Annotated in this window: 18 protein-coding genes; 5 read left to right on the forward strand and 13 right to left on the reverse strand. The window is 70.8% G+C overall.

Features of this window, described 5'->3' with window-relative positions:
- The first annotated feature begins 8 nt into the window (after window positions 1-8).
- On the forward strand, window positions 9-1,340 hold the full coding sequence (gene cseC, locus ACIGA3_RS16195) for a two-component system sensor histidine kinase CseC (protein WP_399715524.1): 1,332 nt from the start codon (window positions 9-11) through the stop codon (window positions 1,338-1,340).
- Between the two features lie 65 nt (window positions 1,341-1,405).
- On the opposite strand, the gene ACIGA3_RS16200 is transcribed toward cseC, so the two are convergent.
- On the reverse strand, window positions 1,406-2,998 hold the full coding sequence (locus tag ACIGA3_RS16200; RefSeq protein ID WP_399715527.1) for an MDR family MFS transporter: 1,593 nt from the start codon (window positions 2,996-2,998) through the stop codon (window positions 1,406-1,408).
- Between the two features lie 122 nt (window positions 2,999-3,120).
- Between ACIGA3_RS16200 and ACIGA3_RS16205 the strand changes: the two genes are divergently transcribed.
- Window positions 3,121-3,720, forward strand: a complete 600-nt coding sequence (locus ACIGA3_RS16205; protein ID WP_399715529.1) for a TetR/AcrR family transcriptional regulator — start codon at window positions 3,121-3,123, stop codon at window positions 3,718-3,720.
- Between the two features lie 66 nt (window positions 3,721-3,786).
- On the opposite strand, the gene ACIGA3_RS16210 is transcribed toward ACIGA3_RS16205, so the two are convergent.
- Window positions 3,787-4,332, reverse strand: coding sequence for a M23 family metallopeptidase (locus tag ACIGA3_RS16210; RefSeq protein WP_399715532.1), 546 nt, complete (start codon window positions 4,330-4,332; stop codon window positions 3,787-3,789).
- A 453-nt stretch (window positions 4,333-4,785) separates the two neighbouring features.
- Here ACIGA3_RS16210 and ACIGA3_RS16215 point away from each other — a divergent pair, with 453 nt between their 5' ends.
- Window positions 4,786-5,403 carry an HAD family acid phosphatase gene (locus ACIGA3_RS16215; RefSeq protein WP_399715535.1) on the forward strand — a complete coding sequence of 206 codons (618 nt, stop codon included), beginning with the start codon at window positions 4,786-4,788 and terminating at the stop codon, window positions 5,401-5,403.
- A 51-nt stretch (window positions 5,404-5,454) separates the two neighbouring features.
- A complete protein-coding gene (locus ACIGA3_RS16220) occupies window positions 5,455-8,541 on the forward strand; it encodes an NACHT domain-containing protein (RefSeq protein WP_399715538.1) in 3,087 nt (1,028 codons plus the stop codon).
- A 68-nt stretch (window positions 8,542-8,609) separates the two neighbouring features.
- Here the strand turns inward: ACIGA3_RS16220 and ACIGA3_RS16225 are convergent, their stop codons facing one another.
- Window positions 8,610-11,135, reverse strand: a complete 2,526-nt coding sequence (locus tag ACIGA3_RS16225) for an ATP-dependent Clp protease ATP-binding subunit (RefSeq protein WP_399715541.1) — start codon at window positions 11,133-11,135, stop codon at window positions 8,610-8,612.
- A 430-nt stretch (window positions 11,136-11,565) separates the two neighbouring features.
- On the opposite strand from ACIGA3_RS16225, the gene ACIGA3_RS16230 reads away from it, so the two are divergent.
- On the forward strand, window positions 11,566-12,240 hold the full coding sequence (locus tag ACIGA3_RS16230; protein WP_399715544.1) for an SCO3374 family protein: 675 nt from the start codon (window positions 11,566-11,568) through the stop codon (window positions 12,238-12,240).
- Here the strand turns inward: ACIGA3_RS16230 and ACIGA3_RS16235 are convergent.
- The 10 genes from ACIGA3_RS16235 to ACIGA3_RS16280 all read right to left on the reverse strand — a co-directional run bounded on the left by ACIGA3_RS16235 (window position 12,219) and on the right by ACIGA3_RS16280 (window position 20,418).
- Window positions 12,219-12,554 carry an Lsr2 family protein gene (locus ACIGA3_RS16235; protein ID WP_130338348.1) on the reverse strand — a complete coding sequence of 112 codons (336 nt, stop codon included), beginning with the start codon at window positions 12,552-12,554 and terminating at the stop codon, window positions 12,219-12,221. The genes ACIGA3_RS16230 and ACIGA3_RS16235 overlap by 22 nt on opposite strands.
- Before the next feature lie 203 nt (window positions 12,555-12,757).
- Window positions 12,758-13,291, reverse strand: a complete 534-nt coding sequence (locus ACIGA3_RS16240) for an amino-acid N-acetyltransferase (protein WP_399715547.1) — start codon at window positions 13,289-13,291, stop codon at window positions 12,758-12,760.
- 9 nt (window positions 13,292-13,300) lie between these two features.
- Window positions 13,301-13,696, reverse strand: coding sequence for a BlaI/MecI/CopY family transcriptional regulator (locus tag ACIGA3_RS16245; RefSeq protein WP_078858492.1), 396 nt, complete (start codon window positions 13,694-13,696; stop codon window positions 13,301-13,303).
- A gap of 143 nt (window positions 13,697-13,839) precedes the next feature.
- Entirely contained in the window at window positions 13,840-14,016 is a 177-nt protein-coding gene (locus ACIGA3_RS16250) for a hypothetical protein (protein ID WP_399715550.1), read from the reverse strand.
- 78 nt (window positions 14,017-14,094) lie between these two features.
- Window positions 14,095-14,754 (reverse strand): hypothetical protein, encoded by a 660-nt coding sequence (locus tag ACIGA3_RS16255; protein WP_399716642.1) that lies wholly within the window; start codon window positions 14,752-14,754, stop codon window positions 14,095-14,097.
- Window positions 14,755-14,895: 141 nt separating this feature from the next.
- Complete coding sequence (locus tag ACIGA3_RS16260; RefSeq protein WP_399715553.1) at window positions 14,896-15,693, reverse strand: type III pantothenate kinase; 798 nt, start codon at window positions 15,691-15,693, stop codon at window positions 14,896-14,898.
- 5 nt (window positions 15,694-15,698) lie between these two features.
- Window positions 15,699-16,679: a carboxylating nicotinate-nucleotide diphosphorylase gene (nadC, locus tag ACIGA3_RS16265; RefSeq protein ID WP_399715556.1), complete on the reverse strand. Its 981-nt coding sequence runs from the start codon at window positions 16,677-16,679 to the stop codon at window positions 15,699-15,701.
- Between the two features lie 48 nt (window positions 16,680-16,727).
- Window positions 16,728-18,425 carry an L-aspartate oxidase gene (locus ACIGA3_RS16270; protein WP_399715558.1) on the reverse strand — a complete coding sequence of 566 codons (1,698 nt, stop codon included), beginning with the start codon at window positions 18,423-18,425 and terminating at the stop codon, window positions 16,728-16,730.
- A complete protein-coding gene (gene panC / locus ACIGA3_RS16275; protein ID WP_399715561.1) occupies window positions 18,422-19,423 on the reverse strand; it encodes a pantoate--beta-alanine ligase in 1,002 nt (333 codons plus the stop codon). Before panC ends, ACIGA3_RS16270 begins: the two co-directional genes overlap by 4 nt.
- On the reverse strand, window positions 19,420-20,418 hold the full coding sequence (locus tag ACIGA3_RS16280; RefSeq protein WP_399715564.1) for a Rossmann-like and DUF2520 domain-containing protein: 999 nt from the start codon (window positions 20,416-20,418) through the stop codon (window positions 19,420-19,422). Before ACIGA3_RS16280 ends, panC begins: the two co-directional genes overlap by 4 nt.
- Window positions 20,419-20,470 lie beyond the last annotated feature (52 nt).

Here is a 20,470-nt window from a genome sequence, read left to right on the forward strand (position 1 = left end):
GCGCGGTCATGCGGAGTCTCTTCAAACGCCCCGTGCGGCGGGTGGCGGGCGTGGGCCTGCGCACCGGTCTGCGGTGGAAGCTGAGCGCGGCCATCGCGCTGGTCGCGGGGCTGGTGGCGATCGCGCTGAGCCTGGTCGTGCACAACGCGGCCCGGGTCTCGATGCTGGACAACGCCCGTGACCTGGCCAACCAGCGGGTCCAGCTCGCCCAGCGCAACTACGAGCTGGCCGGCCGGCCCAACTTCCCCAGTATCAAGATCGACGACCCCGCGATGCCGGCCGAGCTGCGGCACAAGGTGGAGGAGGGGCGCCGGGCCAGTTACGTCAGCGACACGGGCAGCGGCGAGCCGGACATCTGGGCCGCGGTGCCGGTCAAGAACGGCCATGTGCTGTCGCTGCACGGCGCCTTCCCGGACAAGTCCGCGGATGTGCTGGCCGACCTCGACCAGGCGCTGCTCATCGGCTCCATCGCGGTGGTGCTCGGCGGGAGCGCGCTCGGCGTGGTGATCGGCGGCCAGCTGTCCCGGCGGCTGCGCAAGGCGGCGGTGGCCGCGAACCGGCTGGCCACGGGCGAGACCGACGTACGGGTACGGGAAGCCATCGGCGGGGTGGTCCGGGACGAGGCCGACGATCTGGCGCGCGCGGTGGACGCGATGGCGGACGCGCTGCGCCAGCGGCTGGAGGCGGAGCGGCGGGTCACCGCGGACATCGCGCACGAGCTGCGTACCCCGGTGACGGGGCTGCTCACGGCCGCCGAGCTGCTGCCGCCCGGCCGTCCCACGGAGCTGGTCCTCGACCGGGCCAAGGCCATGCGCAAGCTGGTGGAGGACGTGCTGGAGGTGGCCCGGCTGGACGGGGCCTCCGAGCGGGCCGAGCTGCAGGACATCATGCTGGGCGAGTTCGTGGCCCGGCGGGTGGCGGCGAAGGACCCGGACATCACGGTACGGGTGGTGCACGAGTCGGAGGTCACCACCGACCCGCGCCGGCTGGAGCGGGTGCTGCTCAACCTGCTGACCAACGCCGCGCGGCACGGCGAGCCGCCCATCGAGGTGACCGTCGAGGGCCGGGTGATCCGGATACGCGACCACGGCCCCGGCTTCCCCGAGGAACTCCTCGCTAAGGGCCCGCTCCGCTTCCGCACCGGCAGCGAGGACCGTGCCGGCCAGGGCCACGGCCTCGGCCTCACCATCGCCGCCGGCCAGGCCCGCGTCCTCGGCGCCCGCCTCACCTTCCGCAACATCCGCCCCCTCGGCGAGGGCGCGGTGGCGGTCCTCTGGCTCCCCGAACACGCCCCTACGGCGACGGGCAGCTATACGGTGCCGCCGACCCTGCGTGGCTGAGCACCTCCGACACGCCGAAGGCCCCCCGACTGTCGGTCGGGGGGCCTTCGAAGGAGCGGGGTGGGTCAGACCGCTTCGGTCACCGGGGCCGGGACCGCGTCCGTCGGCTCGGTCGACGGCTTCTGGGGGCCGCCGCGCAGCGGGACCTCCTTGACGAAGACGGCCGCGACGAGGACCGCGACGGCGATGGCGGAGCCGAGGAGGAACGCGGAGTGCGTACCCGCGGACACCGCGTGCTGGTACGCCTCCCGCGCCGCCGCCGGCAGCTTGGCGAGACTGGCCGCGTCGAGCTGGGCGGACTTCTCGGTGACGCCCTTGCCCAGCGCACCGGCGCGCTCGCTCATGACGTCCTGCACGCGGTTGTTGAACAGGGCGCCCATGACGGCCACACCGAACGAGGAGCCGAGGGTACGGAACAGGGTGGCGGAGGAGGACGCGACGCCCATGTCCTTCATCTCCACGCTGTTCTGCGCGACCAGCATGGTCACCTGCATCAGGCAGCCCATGCCCGCGCCGACCACGGCCATGTAGATCCCGGAGGTCAGCCGGGTGGTGCCGGTGTCCATCGTGGACATCAGGTACAGCCCGACGATCATCAGCGCGCCGCCGGCCACGGGGAAGATCTTGTAGCGACCGCTGCCCGTGGTGACCCGGCCCGCGACCATCGAGGTCACCAGCATCGCGCCGAGCATCGGCAGGAGCAGCAGCCCGGAGTTGGTGGCGGAGGCGCCCTGCACGGCCTGCTGGTACAGCGGCAGGAAGAGCGTCGCGCCGAACATCACGAAGCCGGTGACGAAGCCGATGAGGGACATCAGGGTGAAGTTGCGGCTCTGGAAGATGTGCAGCGGCAGCACCGGCTCGGCGGCCTTGGTCTGCCAGTACACGAACCCGACCAGCGAGACGACGCCGAGGGCGGCCAGCTCCATGATCCGCGCGGAGGTCCAGGCGTACTCGGTACCGCCCCACGTGGTGACCAGCACGATCGCGGTGATGCCGACGGTCAGCAGGACCACACCGAGGTAGTCGATGCCCGCCTTGGCCCGCTTCTTCGGCAGGTGCAGCACGGCGGAGACCAGCGCCAGCGCGACCGCGCCGAGCGGCAGGTTGATGTAGAAGGTCCAGCGCCAGCCCCAGTTGTCGGTGATGGTGCCACCGACCAGCGGGCCGCCGATCATCGCCAGCGCCATGACGCCGGCCATCATGCCCTGGTACTTGCCGCGCTCACGCGGCGGAATCAGGTCGCCGATGATCGCCATGACGCCGACCATCAGACCACCGGCGCCCAGACCCTGGACGGCCCGGAACGCGATCAGCTCACCCATGCCCTGGGCCATACCGCTCAGCGCGGAGCCGATCAGGAAGATCACGATCGAGCCGAGGAAGGCGCCCTTGCGCCCGTACATGTCACCGATCTTGCCCCAGACCGGGGTCGAGGCCGCGGTGGCGAGGGTGTACCCCGTCACGACCCAGGACAGGTGCTCGAGCCCGCCCAGATCGCCCACGATGGTGGGCATCGCGGTGCCCACGATCATGTTGTCCAGCATCGCCAGCATCATGGCGATCATGAGCGCGAGCAGGACCACTCGTACGCTCTTCGGCTGCTTCTCCGGCTGCTCGGGCTCCGCCTGGCCCGCTGCGGCCGTCTGCGTGTCCGCCATTTCTCCCACTCCCCCTGGCGGCTACTACTTACTTGCCGCCCGGCTAGTTCAGTACAGTGGAAGGTAGCCTGCTACTAGCCGGGCGTCAAGTAAGTTTCCGCGGGAGCGGGCGGAGTACGAGGATGGGCGACACCATGGACGGCACCAAGCAGCAGCGCCGCGGGAACACCCGCCAGCGCATCCAGGACGTCGCGCTCGAACTCTTCGCGGAACAGGGGTACGAGAAGACCTCGCTGCGCGAGATCGCCGAGCACCTCGATGTCACCAAGGCGGCTCTCTACTACCACTTCAAGACGAAGGAAGAGATCATCGTCAGTCTCTTCGCGGATCTGACGCAGCCGATCGAGGATCTGATCGAGTGGGGCCGCAGCCAGCCGCACACCTTGGAGACCAAGCAGGAGATCGTGCGGCGCTACAGCGCGGCGCTGGCCGGGGCGCAGCCGCTCTTCCGGTTCATGCAGGAGAACCAGGCGACGGTGCGGGAACTGCGCATCGGGGACACGTTCAAGGAACGGATGAAGGGTCTCAGGGAGATCATCATCGACCCCGATGCCGAGATGGTGGACCAGGTCCGCTCGATCAGCGCGCTCTTCACTCTGCACGCCGGGATGTTCGTGATGGCGGACCTGGAAGGCGACCCCGAGAAGAAGCGCGAAGCGGTTCTCGAAGTCGCCGTGGATCTGGTGACGCAGGCGCACGAGGGCGCCCGCGGCAGGAAGTAGTCCGGACATCCGGGGTCCGGACTACCGTCGGTGGCCGGTGAGGGCCGGGGGGCGGTGGCCCAGGGCTCAGACGTGAACGCCGTGGGACCGCAGGAAGTTGACCGGGTTGACGGCCGAGCCGTAGTTCGGCGTCTTGCGGATCTCGAAGTGCAGGTGCGGGCCGGTGGAGTTACCGGTGCTGCCGGACTTGGCTATGTGCTGGCCGGTCTTGACGACCTGGCCGATCTTGACGTCGACACGGGACAGGTGGGCGTACTGCGAGTACAGACCGTTGCCGTGCTTGATGACGATGGCGTTGCCGTACGCGGGACCGTCACCGGCGCCGTTCGGGCCGGCCTTGACGACGGTGCCGCCGTGGGCCGCGAGGACCTCGGTGCCGGTGGGCACCGCGAAGTCCTGACCGCTGTGCTTGTGGGCCCAGTGGCTGCCGCCCTGGTCGAAGCTGGCGGAGAGGGTGTACTTCTTCACCGGGTCGACCCAGGAGGTCGCGGAGGCGGAGGCGGCGCTGGCAACCCCGCCACCCAGCACGGCCGCGGCACCGACACCGGCGGCCAGGACAGCCACGCGAGTGCGGAGCGCGGACGTACGGACAGACGTGGAACGCTTGAACATCGATACCTCATGAACTCGGAGACAGAGAGCCACCCGGCGTACGGATGTTTCACCGTGTGCCGGGCGGGACTCCACATTGGTAACCCCTCACCCCATCCGGGTTCAATGGGCCCATCTACGGCACGAGGTAGTAGAGCAGTCCAAAATCGCCCATCTCTTGACAGACCTCGCACCCCGGCGGGACCAGCGGGGACGACGTGCCGGTATCACTGTGGGTTCTGAGGCGTACGCCCATGTTTGTCCGGATTTGAATCCCCACTATCCGGGGTAGTACCGGACATTTCGCCTGTGCGGCATGTCACCGGCGGGCCAGGTCGGGGACCCCATAAATGTGACGCCCGCCTCTAGCAACCTACCGTCCGGTAACCCTACGGTTCCCCTCGCGCCACCCGCTCCGCAGAGCATGCACCGCACCGTACGGACGCGAGAGGACTCCCCTTCTTCATGTTCTTCATGACCAGACGCCCCTGGGCGCGCCGGACCGCCGTCGTCGCCGTCTCCACCGCCGCGCTCACCGCGCTCACCGCGCTCACCGCGCTCGCCGCTCCTGCCGAGGCCGCCCCCGCGGCCGCCACCGCCGCCGTCGACTACGCCACCTGGCAGCAGGACTGCGGGCGGGTGATGGACGAGGCACTCCCCTACATCCAGAGCCGCGCGGCCTCCAGTGCCGCCGAGAAGCAGGCCATCGTCCTGGACGTGGACAACACCACGCTGGAGACCGACTTCGGCTTCCAGTACCCCCAGCCCGCCAACCGCCCCGTCCTGAAGGTCGCCCAGTACGCCCAGGACCACGGCGTGGCCCTCGTCTTCGTCACGGCCCGCCCCGGCCTCCTCCACTGGCCCACGTCCTACAACCTGGAACACGACGGCTACCGCGTGACCGACCTCCGCGTACGCGGCCTCACCGACCTCTTCAAGGACGTCGCCGCCTACAAGACCGCCCAACGCGCCGACATCGAACGCCAGGGCTACACAATCATCGCCAACATAGGCAACAGCCCTTCCGACCTGACCGGCGGCCACGCGGAGAGGACCTTCAAACTCCCGGACTATGACGGGCAGTTGTCCTGACCTGACCCGAAATTGCTGGCTAGGCTCCATCCACGACCACGGGGGTGACGGATGGAGCCGACAGCCATCGGCGGCAAGCTGGCCTCCGGGCTGCTCGCCTCGCTGCTGAAGAAGGTGTTCCCGGCCGACGGCCCCGGTGCCGGGCTGGTCCCGAAGCCCGTGCGGCTGAGCGACCGGGTCTCCCTCGGCGGGGAGAAGCGGCACCTGGGCGAGAAGGAGATGCGCCGGCTCGCCACGCACCTGGTCGAGGAGGCGCTGGACACACCGGGTGAGCCGCCCTTCGCCCGCGACGAGGAGACTGCTGTCACCGAGGCCCTGACCCGCAGACTGCTCGCGCTCGGCGACATCGACATGGCCGTGGTGCAGGCCGCCCAGCTCGATGAGCGTGGACTGGCCGGCCACCTGGGGCGAGCCGCCCCGAGGCCCGACGGACTCTCCGGCGACGCCGACCTGTTCCTGGAGCGGGCCACCGAGTGGGCCTGCGGCCAGATCCTCGAATTCTTCAGCCGCCGGCCCACCTTCCTGGCCCGTACGGTCATCGAACAGAGCCGCGCGCAGGCCCGGACGGCCGCCGGTGTCGACGAACTGCTGGCCCGGACCCGCAGACCGGACACCCAGGACCGCGACTTCGAGACCCGCTACCTGGCCCACCTGGCGAAGAAGCACGGCAGGCTCACGATCTACGGCATCGACCTCACCAATTCGCCGGGGCGCTGGCCGCTCGACGCCGCCTATCTGAGCCTGGAGGCGGTCCGGCACGACAGCGACCCCCTCGGCTCGGCTTTCGGCACGGCACCCGCCAAGCCGGTCCGCGTACCCGCCGACGAGGCGCTGGCCGGACACGACCGGGTACTGCTGCGCGGCGTCGCGGGCTCGGGCAAGACCACGCTGGTCCAGTGGCTCGCGGTATCGGCCGCCACCGAGCCGACCGGCCGCATGGCCCACCTCGCGGGCCGCGTCCCCTTCGTCCTCCCCCTGCGCACCCTCACCCGCCACGGCGAGCAACTGCCGTCCGCCGCACGGTTCCTGACTGCCGTCGGCTGCCCGCTCGACGGGGCCCAGCCGGACGGCTGGGAGTACCGCGTACTGGCCTCCGGACGGGGCCTCATCCTGATCGACGGTCTCGACGAGGTGCCGGAACGCGAGCGGCAACGGGCCCGCGCCTGGCTGCGCGACCTCGCGGAGACGTTCCCCGGCAACCGCTGGCTCATCACGTCCCGCCCCTCGGCCGTGGACGACGAGTGGCTCGCCGACGACGGCTTCACAGAGCTGGCCCTCTCCGCGATGAGCCCCTCCGACGTCGCCTCCTTCATCCACCGCTGGCACGGGGCCGCCTCGACGGACGTCCCCGAGGAGGACGAGCTACTGGCCGCGTACCGGGCCCAGTTGCTCGACGCGGTCCGCACCAAGCCCGACTTGGGCCGCCTCGCCACCAACCCCCTGATGTGCGGCCTGATCTGCGCCCTGCACCGCGACCGACGCGGGTATCTCCCGCACGGCCGCAAGGAGTTGTACGAGTCCGCCCTCTCCATGCTGCTGACGCGCCGCGACCGCGAACGGGACATGGCCGTCCCGGAGTTGAGCGAGGAGCCCCAACTCCAGTTGCTGCAACGCCTCGCGTACTGGCTGATCCGCAACGGCCGCACCGAACTGGACCGAGACCGCGCGGAAAGCATCATCGCGGAGGGCCTGCCGGCGGTACCGGCGGCGTCGGCATTGGGAGATGCGCAAGCGGTCCTCCGCCATTTCCTGGTCCGCACCGGCCTGCTGATCGCCCCGTCCCCCGACACCCTCCACTTCGTCCACCGCACCTTCCAGGACTACCTGGGCGCGCGGGCGGCCGTGGAAGCAGGCGACTTCGGCCTCCTGGCCGCCCACGCCTGCGACGACCAGTGGTCCGACGTGATCCGCATGGCAGTGGCCCAGGCTAGGCCCAGGGAGCGGGCGGAACTGCTGGGTCTACTGGTGTCAAACCCGGACAACCGCGCTCACCTCCTAGCCATGGCCTGCTTGGAACACGCCACGGAACTGGACCCGTCGGTAAGGCAGGAGATTGAGGTCCAGGCAAGAAAATTGCTGCCGCCACGGACGGCAGATGAAGCGAGGGAACTCGCTCTTGCCGGCCCGTTGGTACTGGAGCTGCTGCCGGGTCCCGAGGGCCTGTCCGACGAGGAGGCCGAGGCAGTGACCGCCACAGCGGTTCTGGTCGGCACTGACGCTGCGGTGCCGCTGCTGGCGCGGTACACCACGCATCCTTCGGATCGGGTACGGACGAATCTGGTGCGGGCGTGGGACCAATTCGACGCGGTTGCATACGCCGAAGAAGTGCTGGCTCAGGTAGCCTCCCCGGACTTCTTTGTCAGTGTTTCCTCGCAGGAGGTTCTGCGCGCTCTTCCTCGCCTTGGGTCGCGTGCCCGGCTAGCGTTCGACGGGGAGCACCACCTGACAGACATCATGCGGGTGATCTCAAGAGGCGTGCGGAAGATCGCCATCTCGGAGAATCCCTTGCTTCACGATCTGCGGCCGCTCACCGCCCTCGGTTCCCTGGATCGCGTCACTCTGATCGCATGCCCTGAGGTGAGAGACCTTTCCCCACTGGCGGATCTGAGCCTCACCGAATTGACCCTGCACGGCGTAGGCACGATCTCGGGTCTCGATGACCTAACTACTTTGCAAGACCTGTCGGTGGCAAGCGCGCTGACCGGAGGGCTGCGAGATCTTCCTGGAGATGCCCCGCTGAACAGGCTGTATCTGGGCGAGGGAGCGCTGACAGCAGGCGGTCTGCGGGGATTGGGACGCTGGTCGACGCTCAAGCGGCTGGATCTGTTCAGCAAGGCGGGAATGCTGACGGCCGAAGACTGGTCCGAGCTTGCCAGGCACCGGTCCCTCAGTGAGCTTTCTGTTCTTGTGCAAGCGGCGGATCAGTGTGCCCGTGTTGAGCTTCCCCACATCGAAGTCCTATGGGTGTTCAGCGTCCAGGGTTTCGAGGATTTGAGCGCGCTCGGCCGACTGTGCCCGAATCTGCGCACCGTCAATCTCGCCACGCACCACGGCATAGTGCTGGACGTGAGCGCGTACGAAAAGGACTTTCCGGGGGTCGAAGTTGTGAGCCTACGGCCCCGACCCTCCGCCCTCTGACAAACACCGAAAGGGGCCGGCACCCAAAGGCACCGGCCCCTTTCGAACCTACGCGAACCCCCGGAGGGCTACGCGTCCTTGCTCAGGTTGGGACCAGCCCCACCAGCCGCCTGCTCGATCGGCGGGGCGTCCGGGAGGGCCGCCTTCTCTTCGCCTCGGAAGGTGAAGGTCTGGGCGTCGCCCTCGCCCTCGGTGTCCACGACCACGATGTGACCGGGGCGCAGCTCGCCGAAGAGGATCTTCTCCGAGAGGGTGTCCTCGACCTCGCGCTGGATCGTGCGACGCAGCGGACGCGCGCCCAGCACCGGGTCGTAGCCCTTCTTGGCGAGCAGCTCCTTGGCGGACTGGGAGAGCTCGAGGCCCATGTCCCGGTCCTTCAGACGCTCGTCCACCTTGCCGATCATCAGGTCGACGATCCGGAGGATGTCGGCCTGGGTCAGCTGCGGGAAGACCACCACGTCGTCGACGCGGTTGAGGAACTCGGGACGGAAGTGCTGCTTCAGCTCGTCCGACACCTTGTTCTTCATGCGCTCGTAGTTGGTCTTCGTGTCGCCGGAGGCGGCGAAGCCCAGGTTGAAGCCCTTGGAGATGTCCCGCGTGCCGAGGTTGGTCGTCATGATGATGACCGTGTTCTTGAAGTCCACGACCCGGCCCTGGGAGTCGGTCAGGCGACCGTCCTCCAGGATCTGCAGCAGCGAGTTGAAGATGTCCGGGTGGGCCTTCTCGACCTCGTCGAAGAGGACGACGGAGAACGGCTTGCGGCGCACCTTCTCGGTGAGCTGGCCGCCCTCCTCGTAGCCCACGTAGCCGGGGGGCGAACCGAAGAGACGCGAGACCGTGTGCTTCTCGCTGAACTCCGACATGTCGAGGGAGATCAGCGCGTCCTCGTCACCGAAGAGGAACTCGGCGAGCGCCTTGGACAGCTCGGTCTTACCGACACCGGACGGACCGGCGAAGATGAACGAGCCACCGGGACGCTTCGGGTCCTTCAGACCGGCGCGGGTACGGCGGATCGCCTTCGAGAGCGCCTTGACGGCGTCGATCTGGCCGATGACCCGCTTGTGCAGCTCCTCCTCCATGCGGAGCAGGCGGCTGGACTCCTCCTCGGTCAGCTTGAAGACCGGGATGCCGGTGGCGGTGGCGAGGACCTCGGCGATCAGCTCGCCGTCGACCTCGGCGACGACGTCCATGTCGCCGGCCTTCCACTCCTTCTCCCGCTTGGCCTTGGCGGCCAGGAGCTGCTTCTCCTTGTCGCGCAGGGAGGCGGCCTTCTCGAAGTCCTGCGAGTCGATCGCGGACTCCTTGTCCCGGCGGACACCGGCGATCTTCTCGTCGAACTCGCGGAGGTCCGGCGGCGCGGTCATCCGGCGGATGCGCATCCGGGAACCGGCCTCGTCGATCAGGTCGATCGCCTTGTCCGGCAGGAAGCGGTCCGAGATGTACCGGTCGGCCAGGGTGGCGGCCTGGACCAGCGCCTCGTCGGTGATGGAGACGCGGTGGTGCGCCTCGTACCGGTCGCGCAGGCCCTTGAGGATCTCGATCGTGTGCGGCAGCGACGGCTCCGCGACCTGGATCGGCTGGAAGCGGCGCTCGAGAGCGGCGTCCTTCTCCAGGTGCTTGCGGTACTCGTCCAGCGTGGTGGCACCGATGGTCTGCAGCTCACCACGGGCCAGCATCGGCTTGAGGATGGAGGCGGCGTCGATCGCGCCCTCGGCGGCACCCGCACCGACCAGCGTGTGCAGCTCGTCGATGAACAGGATGATGTCGCCGCGGGTGCGGATCTCCTTGAGGACCTTCTTCAGGCGCTCCTCGAAGTCACCGCGGTAGCGGGAGCCGGCGACCAGGGCACCGAGGTCCAGGGTGTAGAGGTGCTTGTCCTTGAGGGTCTCGGGCACCTCACCCTTGACGATGGCCTGGGCGAGGCCCTCGACGACGGCGGTCTTGCCGACGCCGGGCTCACCGATCAGCACCGGGTTGTTCTTCGTACGGCGGGACAGCACCTGCATGACCCGCTCGATCTCCTTCTCGCGCCCGATGACCGGGTCGAGCTTGGTTTCACGAGCGGCCTGGGTGAGGTTCCGGCCGAACTGGTCCAGGACGAGGGAGGTCGAGGGGGTGCCCTCGGCCGGGCCGCCGGCGGTGGCGGTCTCCTTGCCCTGGTAGCCGGAGAGCAGCTGGATGACCTGCTGCCGCACCCGGTTGAGGTCTGCGCCCAGCTTGACCAGGACCTGGGCGGCGACGCCCTCGCCCTCACGGATCAGGCCGAGCAGGATGTGCTCGGTACCGATGTAGTTGTGGCCGAGCTGAAGGGCCTCGCGGAGCGAGAGCTCCAGAACCTTCTTGGCACGGGGGGTGAAGGGGATGTGGCCGGACGGGGCCTGCTGGCCCTGACCGATGATCTCCTCCACCTGCTGACGGACCGCCTCAAGCGAAATGCCGAGGCTCTCCAGGGCCTTAGCGGCGACACCTTCACCCTCGTGGATGAGACCCAGGAGGATGTGCTCGGTGCCGATGTAGTTGTGGTTGAGCATCCGGGCTTCTTCCTGAGCCAGGACGACAACCCGCCGCGCGCGGTCGGTGAACCTCTCGAACATCGTTAATCGCTCCTCAGAGCGGTCAGGCAGTGGGGGGAACTTCCCCTCCCTGTCCTTCCGCAGCTTAGTCCCGCAAGCGGGGACCGCTCATTCCAACTGCCGACACCGTCGATGGCCTCCTGACCCCGAACGCCGACATCTGCTCCAACTCGATGGTGCGAGACGATGTTCCCGCAGGCCAGGCAGTTACCCCACTCACCAGTACGCCGATGGCGAACGTGAGACGGCCTTTCCTGCGTGTCGCCCCCTCCCACTAGGCATGTCTTACCCGCGGGGACCGGCGGTCCATGCCGAGCGCACCGGTTCCCTCCGCTATGGGCGAACAACCTCGCGACTCCCCGTGCGCCCATGCGCTCCCCCTTGCCGCACACAGCGCGACCGTCCGGACGCTCAGCGTAACTATCGGAGGGCTTCGGTGGTTGCACCTGGCATGGCTGGCTCAATTCCCCCGGCGTCTTCCCCAGCGTCTTCCCCGGCGTCATCGGCGCTCCCCTTCCCGCGCCCGAGGCGTCCGCCCGGCCCGGCCCCCGAAACGGCGGCCCGGCACTGGTACGAACAGGTGCTGGGCTGGACCACGGCGCCCGGAGCGCCGTTGCGGCTGGTGACGGGGGTGCGTTTCGACGTGCTGGACGTCCCGGCCGAGGCGGGGGCGGTGGCGCTGCGGCATCTGGCGCCGGATTCCCCGGTGGCCCTCATGGGCGGCCGGATGCGGCTGCTGGTGGCCGCGGGCAGCGCGGAGGAGCTGCCCGGCCTGCTCGACTGGCTGGAGTGGGGGGCGCTGGCGCTGGACCTGCGGGCGCTGGGCGCCGGGGGCCTGCTGGAGGCGCCTGCGCCGCCCGTGCGGGCCGTGGCGGTGCCGCGTCCCGGCGGCGGGCCGGTGGCCGGGGCCTTGCAGGGGGTCGCCGTATGGCTGCGACCCCCCGAGCCGGGGCGCGATGTGGAGGCGGCGCTGCCCGCGCTGCCGTCCTTCGAGGGCGTGAAAGGCGCCCCCGATCTCGTGCGGCTGGTGGACACCGTGGCAGCGCAGTGCCATCGGGTCCGGCTGCGGCGGGTGGGCGCCGAGCCGCCCGTGCGGGGGCGTGATCAGCCGTTGGCCTTCTCGTAAGCCTCGCGGATGGACGCGGGAACGCGGCCGCGGTCGTTCACGTCGTAGCCGTTCTCCTTGGCCCAGGCGCGGATGGCCGCGGTGTCCTGGTTGCCACCGGAAGCGGCGCGGGCCTTGCCGCGACCACCGGAGGAACGGCCTCCGGTGCGACGGCCGCCCTTCACATACGCGTCGAGAAGACCGCGCAGCTTGTCCGCATTGGCGGTCGTGAGATCGATCTCGTACGTCTTGCCGTCCAACGCGAACGTCACGGTCTCGTCAGCCTCGCCGCCGTCGAGGTCGTCGACAAGAAGGACCTGAACCTTCTGTGCCACCGGATTTCCTTTCATCGAAAACGTGAGGACGGGGAGGTCTGCGGCGTACGCCGTTTAGCCGCCCCTGTTATATGCAGTGCAGCAGTACGCCGGAAAGCAAACCGCTTTTGCCGGAAAAACACAAACCCTCGGGGAGAGACCCCGCACCCTCTCCCGTCCGGAAACATGCGCGTTTCGGACATAGGGAACCAGGGCATTGGCGATCACAGATGCAGAAGCATCCGGCTGTTGCCCAAGGTGTTGGGTTTCACTCGTTCGAGACCGAGGAACTCCGCGACACCCTCGTCATAGGAGCGCAAGAGCTCCGCGTACACATCGGCATCGACCGGCGTCTCACCGATCTCCACGAAGCCGTGCTTGGTGAAGAAGTCGACTTCGAAGGTCAGACAGAAAACGCGGCGAACGCCGAGCCGGCGCGCGGTCTCCAGCAGCTTTCCCAGCAGCCGGTGCCCCGCTCCGGCGCCCTTGAGGGCCGGGTCCACCGCGAGAGTGCGGACTTCCGCGAGGTCTTCCCACATGACGTGCAAGGCACCGCAGCCGACGACCTCGGCGTTGTCGTCGCGTTCCGCGACCCAGAACTCCTGGATGTCCTCGTAAAGCGTGACCGGTGCTTTGTCGAGCAGGATGCGGTCACCGGTGTAGGCGTCGAGGAGTCGGCGTACAGCGGGAACATCGCTGGTCCGGGCCCGCCGGACGGTGATGGCATTCGCGGAGACTTCGGGGCTCTTCGCTGACATGAGCGGACGCTATCGCCCGCCGGTCTCCTCCGCCGAGCCGGGGTTCTCCCGCGTTTGCGGCCCTTGGACGATACGGATGGCGTCACTGAGGGCCTGGCGCTGTTCCTCGCTCATCATCCCGAAGAAGGCGACGAGAGCGGCGGCCGGGTTGTCGCTCTGCGACCAGGCGTCGTTCATGAGCGCGGCCGCGTAGGCGGCTCTGGTGGAGACGGCCTCATATCGATAGGCGCGCCCTTCCGCCTCACGGCGGACCCAGCCCTTCTGATGGAGATTGTCCAAAACCGTCATGACGGTGGTGTACGCGATGGAGCGTTCCTGCTGGATGTCTTCCAGGACTTCCCGGACGGTCACCGGGCGGTTCCACTTCCACACCCGTGACATGACGGCGTCTTCGAGATCTCCCAGGGGGCGAGGCACAAAGCAAATAATAGTGGGAGATCCAGCCAAAGCGGGGCCGACGTGCACGTTCATCCTGAACGGGAGCAAAAAGGGCGCACGGCGTGCGGGCCGTGCGCCCTGAGGTGGCGCGGAAGGGGTGCGGGGGCCGCTCAGGCGTCGCCGGGGGCGGCCTGGCGGGCGCTCTCCGCACGCGCGAGGGCGGCGTCGACGGCCGCGTCCTCCTTGCCCTTGGCCGCCCCGCCCTGGGTCTTCACGATCACCCTGACCACACCGATGAAGAAGGCGGCCATGACGAAGGGGGGCACCAGCGCGGAGACGTAGTCCATGGCTCCAGAGTAGCCACGCGGGACGACCGGACCGGGGCGGGGTGGGCGGTATGACCTCCCCCGCCCCATAGGGCCAGGTCAGCCCGCGGCGAGGTGGTGGGCGTGGTCCTGACCGGCGGGCGGTGACTGCGGTTTGCGGCGCGGGAAGACCTCGCCGGGGGTGGGGACGGGGCGCTTGGGGGCGGCCGGTTCGGCGGGGCGCTCGCCGGGGCGCGGAGCCGGGGGCCGGGTGGGCTCCTCAGCGGGCTTCTGAGAGGCTTCGCCGGACTCGTCGGCCCCGGTGGGCCGGGACGCCTCCGCGCCGCCCGGAAGGGCCAGCAGACGGGCGCGGGAGGGTGGTGCGGCGGGGGCGGGGACGGTGGGCGTGCCCGCCGCGAAGCGGGCGCGGACGCATCGCTCGACGAGATCCTGGCAGTGGGGCAGCAGTGCGGCCGCCACCGGGTTGCCGCGCAGCGCGCGGAGGGCCGCGAGGTCGTCCGGGACGGGCTGGTGCCCGGCGCCGAGCGCCTCCTGGAGCAGGGCGAGGTAGCCGGCCGCGGTGCCGGGCAGGGCGGCGCGGTAGCGGTCCAGGTCGGCCAGGAGGAAGGCGCGCAGGCGAGCCGCTTCGTCCAGTGCCTCGTCGACCGAGTCGGCGAGGCGGAAGCAGTCCTGCACGTCCTCGGCCGAGGCCGTGCCGGGGTGGAGGGCGAGGGCGAGGGCGCGGCGGAGCACACGCAGCTCCTCCGCGCCGAACGCCATGCCGCCGCGAGTTCCGTATGGCGTGGGCATGCGGCGACGCTACCGCTAATCGGACAAAAGTTACGGAATGGGGCGCCGTGTAACGCGTGTCGGACCCAGGGTTCCCCCGCCCGGCCCTGGGCCCCACCCGTACACGCCCGGCTACCTGCGCGGCACGTTGCGCTCGTAGACCAGGCGCAGGCCGATCAGGGTCAGCCAGGGCTGGTGCTCGTCGATCACCGAGGACTCCCCCAGCACCATCGGCGCCAGACCGCCGGTGGCGATCACGGTGACGTCGTCGGGATCGTCTGCCAGCTCGCGCGCCATCCGGCCGACCACCCCGTCGACCTGGCCGGCGAACCCGTAGATGATGCCGGACTGCATGGCCTCGACGGTGCTCTTGCCGATCACGTTCCGGGGGCGGGCCACCTCGATCTTGCGCAGCTGCGCGGCCTTGACGCCAAGTGCCTCCACCGAGATCTCGATGCCGGGCGCGATGACCCCGCCGACGTACTCCCCGCGCGCGGAGACGGCGTCGAAGGTGGTCGCCGTGCCGAAGTCGACGACGATCGCCGGGCCGCCGTACAGCTCGTTGGCGGCGACCGCGTTGATGATGCGGTCGGCGCCGACCTCCTTGGGGTTGTCGAACTGCACCGGCACCCCGGTCTTGACGCCGGGCTCGACCAGCACCGAGGGCACGTCGCCGTAGTAGCGGCGGGTGACCTCGCGCAGTTCGTGCAGCACCGCAGGCACGGTGGCGCAGATGGCGATGCCGTGGATGCCGTCGCCCAGTTCCTCGCCGAGCAGCGGGTGCGTGCCCATCAGGCCCTGGAGCAGCACCGCCAGCTCGTCGGCCGTGCGGCGCGGGTCGGTGGACACGCGCCAGTGCTCGACGATGTCCTCGCCGTCGAACAGGCCGAGGACGGTGTGGGTGTTGCCGACGTCGATCGTGAGCAGCATCCGCTTCACTCCGCCGGGCGCAGGTCCAGGCCGATGTCGAGCACCGGCGAGGAGTGGGTGAGGGCGCCTACGGCCAGGAAGTCCACGCCGGTGTCGGCGTAGGCGCGCGCGTTCTCCAGGGTGAGCCGACCGGACGCCTCCAGCTCGGCGCGGCCGGCGACGACGGCGACGGCCTCGGCGCACTCGCCGGGGGTGAAGTTGTCCAGCAGGATCAGGTCGGCGCCCGCGTCCACGGCCTCGCGCAGCTGGTGCAGGGTGTCGACCTCCACCTCGACCGGCAGGTCCGGGAAGGTCTCCCGTACGGCCTTGAACGCCTGCGTCACGCCGCCGGCGGCGAGCACGTGGTTGTCCTTGACCAGGGCGGCGTCGGACAGCGACATGCGGTGGTTGACGCCGCCGCCGCAGCGCACCGCGTACTTCTCCAGGGAGCGCAGGCCGGGGGTGGTCTTGCGGGTGTCGCGCACGCGGGTGCGGCTGCCCTCCAGCACGTCGGCCCACGCGCGCGTGGCGGACGCGATGCCGGACATGCGGCCCAGGATGTTCAGCGCGCTGCGCTCGGCGGTGAGCAGGTCGCGGGTGCGGGTGGTGACCGACAGCAGGCGCTGTCCGGCCTCGACCAGGTCGCCGTCGTCGACGTGCCGCTCGACCTCGAACTCGTCCTCGCAGACCACGGAGAGCACGGCCTCGGCGATCCTGAGGCCCGCCACCACGCCGGCCTCGCGGGCGACGAAGTCGGCGGTGGCCACCGCGTCCTCGGGGATGGTCGCCACGGTGGTCACGTCGACGCCGCCGGCCAGGTCCTCCTGGACGGTGACGTTGGCGATGTCCTCGACCTCGACGGGGTCGAGCCCGGCCTCGGCCAGCAGCGCGGCGAGCGTGGGGTCGAGCCCGCACTCCAGTTGCTCTTCGCCCTCCTCGTCCGCGCCGCAGGCGCAGCCGTCGCCGCAGCCGCCGGTCGGGGCGAGGGGAAGGTCGTCGGTGCTCACGTTCGTCACTGCTCCTGGGGACGCGGGTTCACCCGGTGGACAGAGGTGTCACCGGGTAGGGGGGAAGTCTGCGCTCTCGGTGGTGCGTACGGCCAGCGAACGGTCCGCGCGGAGGGTCACCACCAGGTGGCGGCGCCAGTGGACGTCGTCGCGGTCGGCGTGGTCCTCGCGCCAGTGGCAGCCCCGGGTCTCCTCGCGCAGAGCCGCCGCGGCCACGAGGACACGGGCCACGTCCAGGAGGTTGGTGGCCTCCCAGGTGTCGACGCCGGGCTCGGCGGTCTTGCCCTCGCCGTCCAGGGCGTCGCTGGCGCGGATGTGCAGCTCCGCAAGGCGCCGGGCCGCGCGTTCGAGGGAACCGGCCGAGCGCAGCACGCCCGCGCCCTCGGTCATGATCCGCTGCACGGCGAGCCGGTCCTCGGGCGCCAGCAGGGGGTGCGTGGGCGTGCCGGAGTGCGGGACGGGCGCGGGCACGCGCGTGTGCGCGCCGTTCGCGGTGTGCTCGGCCGCGATGTCGGCGGCGAGGCGCTCGGCGTAGACGAGCCCTTCGAGCAGGGAGTTGGAGGCGAGCCGGTTGGCGCCGTGCACGCCGGAGCAGGCGACCTCGCCGCACGCGTACAGGCCGGGGACGGTGCTGCGGCCGCGGTCGTCGGTGCGGACGCCGCCGGAGGCGTAGTGGGCGGCCGGGGCGACCGGGATGGGCTCGGTGACCGGGTCGATGCCGTGGGCGCGGCAGGCGGCCAGGATGGTCGGGAAACGGTGCTCCCACATGTGGGCGCCGAAGTGCCGGGCGTCGAGATACATGTGCTCGGCGCCCACCTCCTGCATCCGCCGCGTGATGCCCTTGGCGACGATGTCGCGCGGGGCCAGCTCGGCCAGCTCGTGCTGCCCGACCATGAAGCGCACGCCGTCGGCGTCGACCAGGTGGGCGCCCTCGCCGCGTACCGCCTCCGAGACCAGCGGCTGCTGGCCCTCGGCGTCGGGGCCGAGGAACAGCACGGTCGGGTGGAACTGCACGAACTCCAGGTCGCTGACCTCGGCGCCCGCGCGCAGCGCCAGCGCCACGCCGTCGCCGGTGGACACCGAGGGGTTGGTGGTCGCGGAGAACACCTGGCCCATGCCGCCGGTGGCGAGCACCACGGCGGGCGCGTGCACGGCGCCCACGCCGTCGTGCTGGCCCTCGCCCATGACGTGCAGGGTGACGCCGGCGGTGCGGCCCTCGGCGTCGGTGAGCAGGTCCAGGACGAGCGCGTTCTCGATGGTGCGCAGGCCCCGCGCGCGGACGGCGTCGACCAGGGCGCGGGAGATCTCCGCACCGGTCGCGTCGCCGCCCGCGTGGGCGATGCGGCGCCGGTGGTGGCCGCCCTCGCGGGTGAGCTCGATGGAGCCCGCGTCGTCGGTGTCGAACCGGGCGCCGGTGGCGATCAGCCGCCGTACGGCGTCGGGGCCCTCGGTGACCAGGAGGCGTACGGCGTCCTCGTCGCACAGGCCCGCGCCCGCGACCAGGGTGTCGTCGCGGTGCTGCTCGGGGGTGTCGCCGTCGCCCAGGGCGGCCGCGATGCCGCCCTGCGCCCAGCGGGTGGAGCCGTCGTCCAGGCGGGCCTTGGTGACGACGACCGTCGTCAGGCCAGCCGCCTCGCAGCGCAGCGCGGCGGTCAGGCCGGCCACGCCGGAGCCGACGACCACGACGTCGGCCGGGATGGACCAGCCGGGGGCGGGGGCGTGCAGTCGTATGCCGGTGCTGGTCACAAGGCGGCTCCAGGGCTGCCGAAGGTGAGCGGGATGTTGTCGATCAGCCGGGTCGAGCCGACCCGCGCGGCGATCGCGAGGACGGCCTCGCCGGTGAAGTCGTCGGCGATCTCGGTGAAGTCGGCCGGGTCGACCAGGGCGAGGTAGTCCAGGTCGAGCGGCGGGTCGAAGCGGGCGGCCTCGTCCAGGGCCTGGCGGGCGGCCGCGCGGACGGCCGCCGGGCCGCCGGGCGCGGCCGTGGCCACGGCGTGCGCGTCGGCCGCCGCCCGCGACTCGCCTATGGCGCTCAGTGCCTCGGCGCGCGCGTGCGTGGACGGCACCTCCAGGGCCCGCGCGCGCAGCGCCTCCTGTGCCGCGTGCCGGTCGCGGCCCGCGAACAGGGCGCGGGACAGGGTGAGGGCGGTGGCGCGCTCCTCGGGGGCGAGGTAGCGGTTGCGGCTGGACAGGGCGAGCCCGTCCTCCTCGCGGACGGTGGGCACGCCGACGATGTCCACGCCGAAGTTGAGGTCCCGGACCATGCGCCGGATCAGCGCGAGCTGCTGGGCGTCCTTCTGACCGAACAGGGCCACGTCGGGCCGGCTGAGGTGCAGCAGTTTGGCGACGACGGTGAGCATGCCGTCGAAGTGGCCGGGGCGGGTGGCGCCCTCCAGCCGGCCGCCCATGGGGCCCGCGGTGATCCGCACCTGGGGCTCGCCGCCGGGGTAGACCTCGTCCACGGCCGGGGCGAACACCGCGTCGGCACCCGCGCGTCCGGCGAGCGCGAGGTCGGCGTCCAGGGTGCGCGGGTAGCGGTCGAGGTCCTCGCCCGCGCCGAACTGGAGCGGGTTGACGAAGACGGTGACGACGACCTCGCCGTCCGCCCCGGCGATCTCGCGGGCGGCGCGGACCAGCGTGGCGTGGCCCTCGTGCAGGGCGCCCATGGTCATCACGACGGCACGGCGGCCGTGGCGCACGCGCGCGTGCAGCTCGTCTGCGGTGCTCAGCAGGGCGGTGGTCATCGGTCGTTCCCCTCGGGGCCGTTCTCTTCGTCGTCTCCGTCGGCATCGGTGCCGGTGCCGGAGCCGGTGCCGGTCCCCTGGTCGGCGAGCACGCCGAGCAGGTCCTCGGCCAGCTCGGCCTTGAGCAGGCCGTGCGCGAGGGCGCGGTCGGCGGTCGCGCGGGCCATCGCCACATAGCCGGCGACGGTCTGCGGGGAGTGCTCGCGCAGCTCGGCGATGTGCGCGGCGACCGTGCCCGCGTCCCCGCGCGCGACGGGGCCGGTGAGGGCGGCGTCACCGGAGCGCAGGGCGTTGTCCAGGGCGGCGCCGAGCAGCGGGCCGAGCATCCGGTCGGGGGCGCCGACCCCGGCCGTGCGCAGCAGCTCCATGGACTGGGCGACCAGGGTGATCAGGTGGTTGGAGCCGAGGGCGAGGGCCGCGTGGTACAGCGGGCGGTTCTCCTCACTGATCCACTCCGGCTCGCCGCCCATCTCGATGACCAGGGCCTCGGCCGCGAGCCGCAGCTCCTCGGGCGCGGTGACTCCGAAGGAGCAGCCCGCCAGGCGCTGGACGTCCACCGGGCTGCCGGTGAAGGTCATCGCCGGGTGCAGCGCGAGCGGCAGCGCGCCCGCGCGCAGGGCCGGTTCGAGCACCGAGACGCCGTACCGGCCGGAGGTGTGCACGAGCAGCTGGCCGGGCCGGACGGCGCCGGTCTCGGCGAGGCCGGTGACCAGGCCCGGCAGGGCGTCGTCGGGGACGGTGAGCAGCACCAGGTCGGCGCGCCGGAGGACCTCGGCCGGAGGCACCAGGGGCACACCGGGCAGCAGCTTCTCGGCGCGCCTCCGGGAGGCGTCGGAGACGCCGGAGGCGGCCACCGGGCGGTGCCCGGCGAGCTGGAGGGACGCGGCCAGGGCGGGGCCCACGCGTCCGGCGCCGACGACGCCGACCGTGAGCCGCGCGGGGCGGTCCTGGGTGTCTGTGCTGTCTGTGCTGTCTGTGGGGGGGACTGTACTCACGCGACCGTGGCCTTCCCGTTCCAGTCCGCTCTGGGTACCGGACGATTTCTCG

It is taken from the genome of Streptomyces sp. NPDC085596 (genome assembly GCF_044541565.1).
Taxonomy (GTDB): domain Bacteria; phylum Actinomycetota; class Actinomycetes; order Streptomycetales; family Streptomycetaceae; genus Streptomyces.

Bases quoted from the DNA above. Each gene is read 5' to 3' on its own strand.
- cseC (WP_399715524.1), top strand. From the start codon at position 9: ATGCGGAGTCTCTTCAAACGCCCCGTGCGGCGGGTGGCGGGCGTGGGC.
- ACIGA3_RS16200 (WP_399715527.1), bottom strand. From the start codon at position 2,998: ATGGCGGACACGCAGACGGCCGCAGCGGGCCAGGCGGAGCCCGAGCAG.
- ACIGA3_RS16205 (WP_399715529.1), top strand. From the start codon at position 3,121: ATGGGCGACACCATGGACGGCACCAAGCAGCAGCGCCGCGGGAACACC.
- ACIGA3_RS16210 (WP_399715532.1), bottom strand. From the start codon at position 4,332: ATGTTCAAGCGTTCCACGTCTGTCCGTACGTCCGCGCTCCGCACTCGC.
- ACIGA3_RS16215 (WP_399715535.1), top strand. From the start codon at position 4,786: ATGACCAGACGCCCCTGGGCGCGCCGGACCGCCGTCGTCGCCGTCTCC.
- ACIGA3_RS16220 (WP_399715538.1), top strand. From the start codon at position 5,455: ATGGAGCCGACAGCCATCGGCGGCAAGCTGGCCTCCGGGCTGCTCGCC.
- ACIGA3_RS16225 (WP_399715541.1), bottom strand. From the start codon at position 11,135: ATGTTCGAGAGGTTCACCGACCGCGCGCGGCGGGTTGTCGTCCTGGCT.
- ACIGA3_RS16230 (WP_399715544.1), top strand. From the start codon at position 11,566: ATGGCTGGCTCAATTCCCCCGGCGTCTTCCCCAGCGTCTTCCCCGGCG.
- ACIGA3_RS16240 (WP_399715547.1), bottom strand. From the start codon at position 13,291: ATGTCAGCGAAGAGCCCCGAAGTCTCCGCGAATGCCATCACCGTCCGG.
- ACIGA3_RS16250 (WP_399715550.1), bottom strand. From the start codon at position 14,016: ATGGACTACGTCTCCGCGCTGGTGCCCCCCTTCGTCATGGCCGCCTTC.
- ACIGA3_RS16255 (WP_399716642.1), bottom strand. From the start codon at position 14,754: ATGGCGTTCGGCGCGGAGGAGCTGCGTGTGCTCCGCCGCGCCCTCGCC.
- ACIGA3_RS16260 (WP_399715553.1), bottom strand. From the start codon at position 15,693: ATGCTGCTCACGATCGACGTCGGCAACACCCACACCGTCCTCGGCCTG.
- panC (WP_399715561.1), bottom strand. From the start codon at position 19,423: ATGACCACCGCCCTGCTGAGCACCGCAGACGAGCTGCACGCGCGCGTG.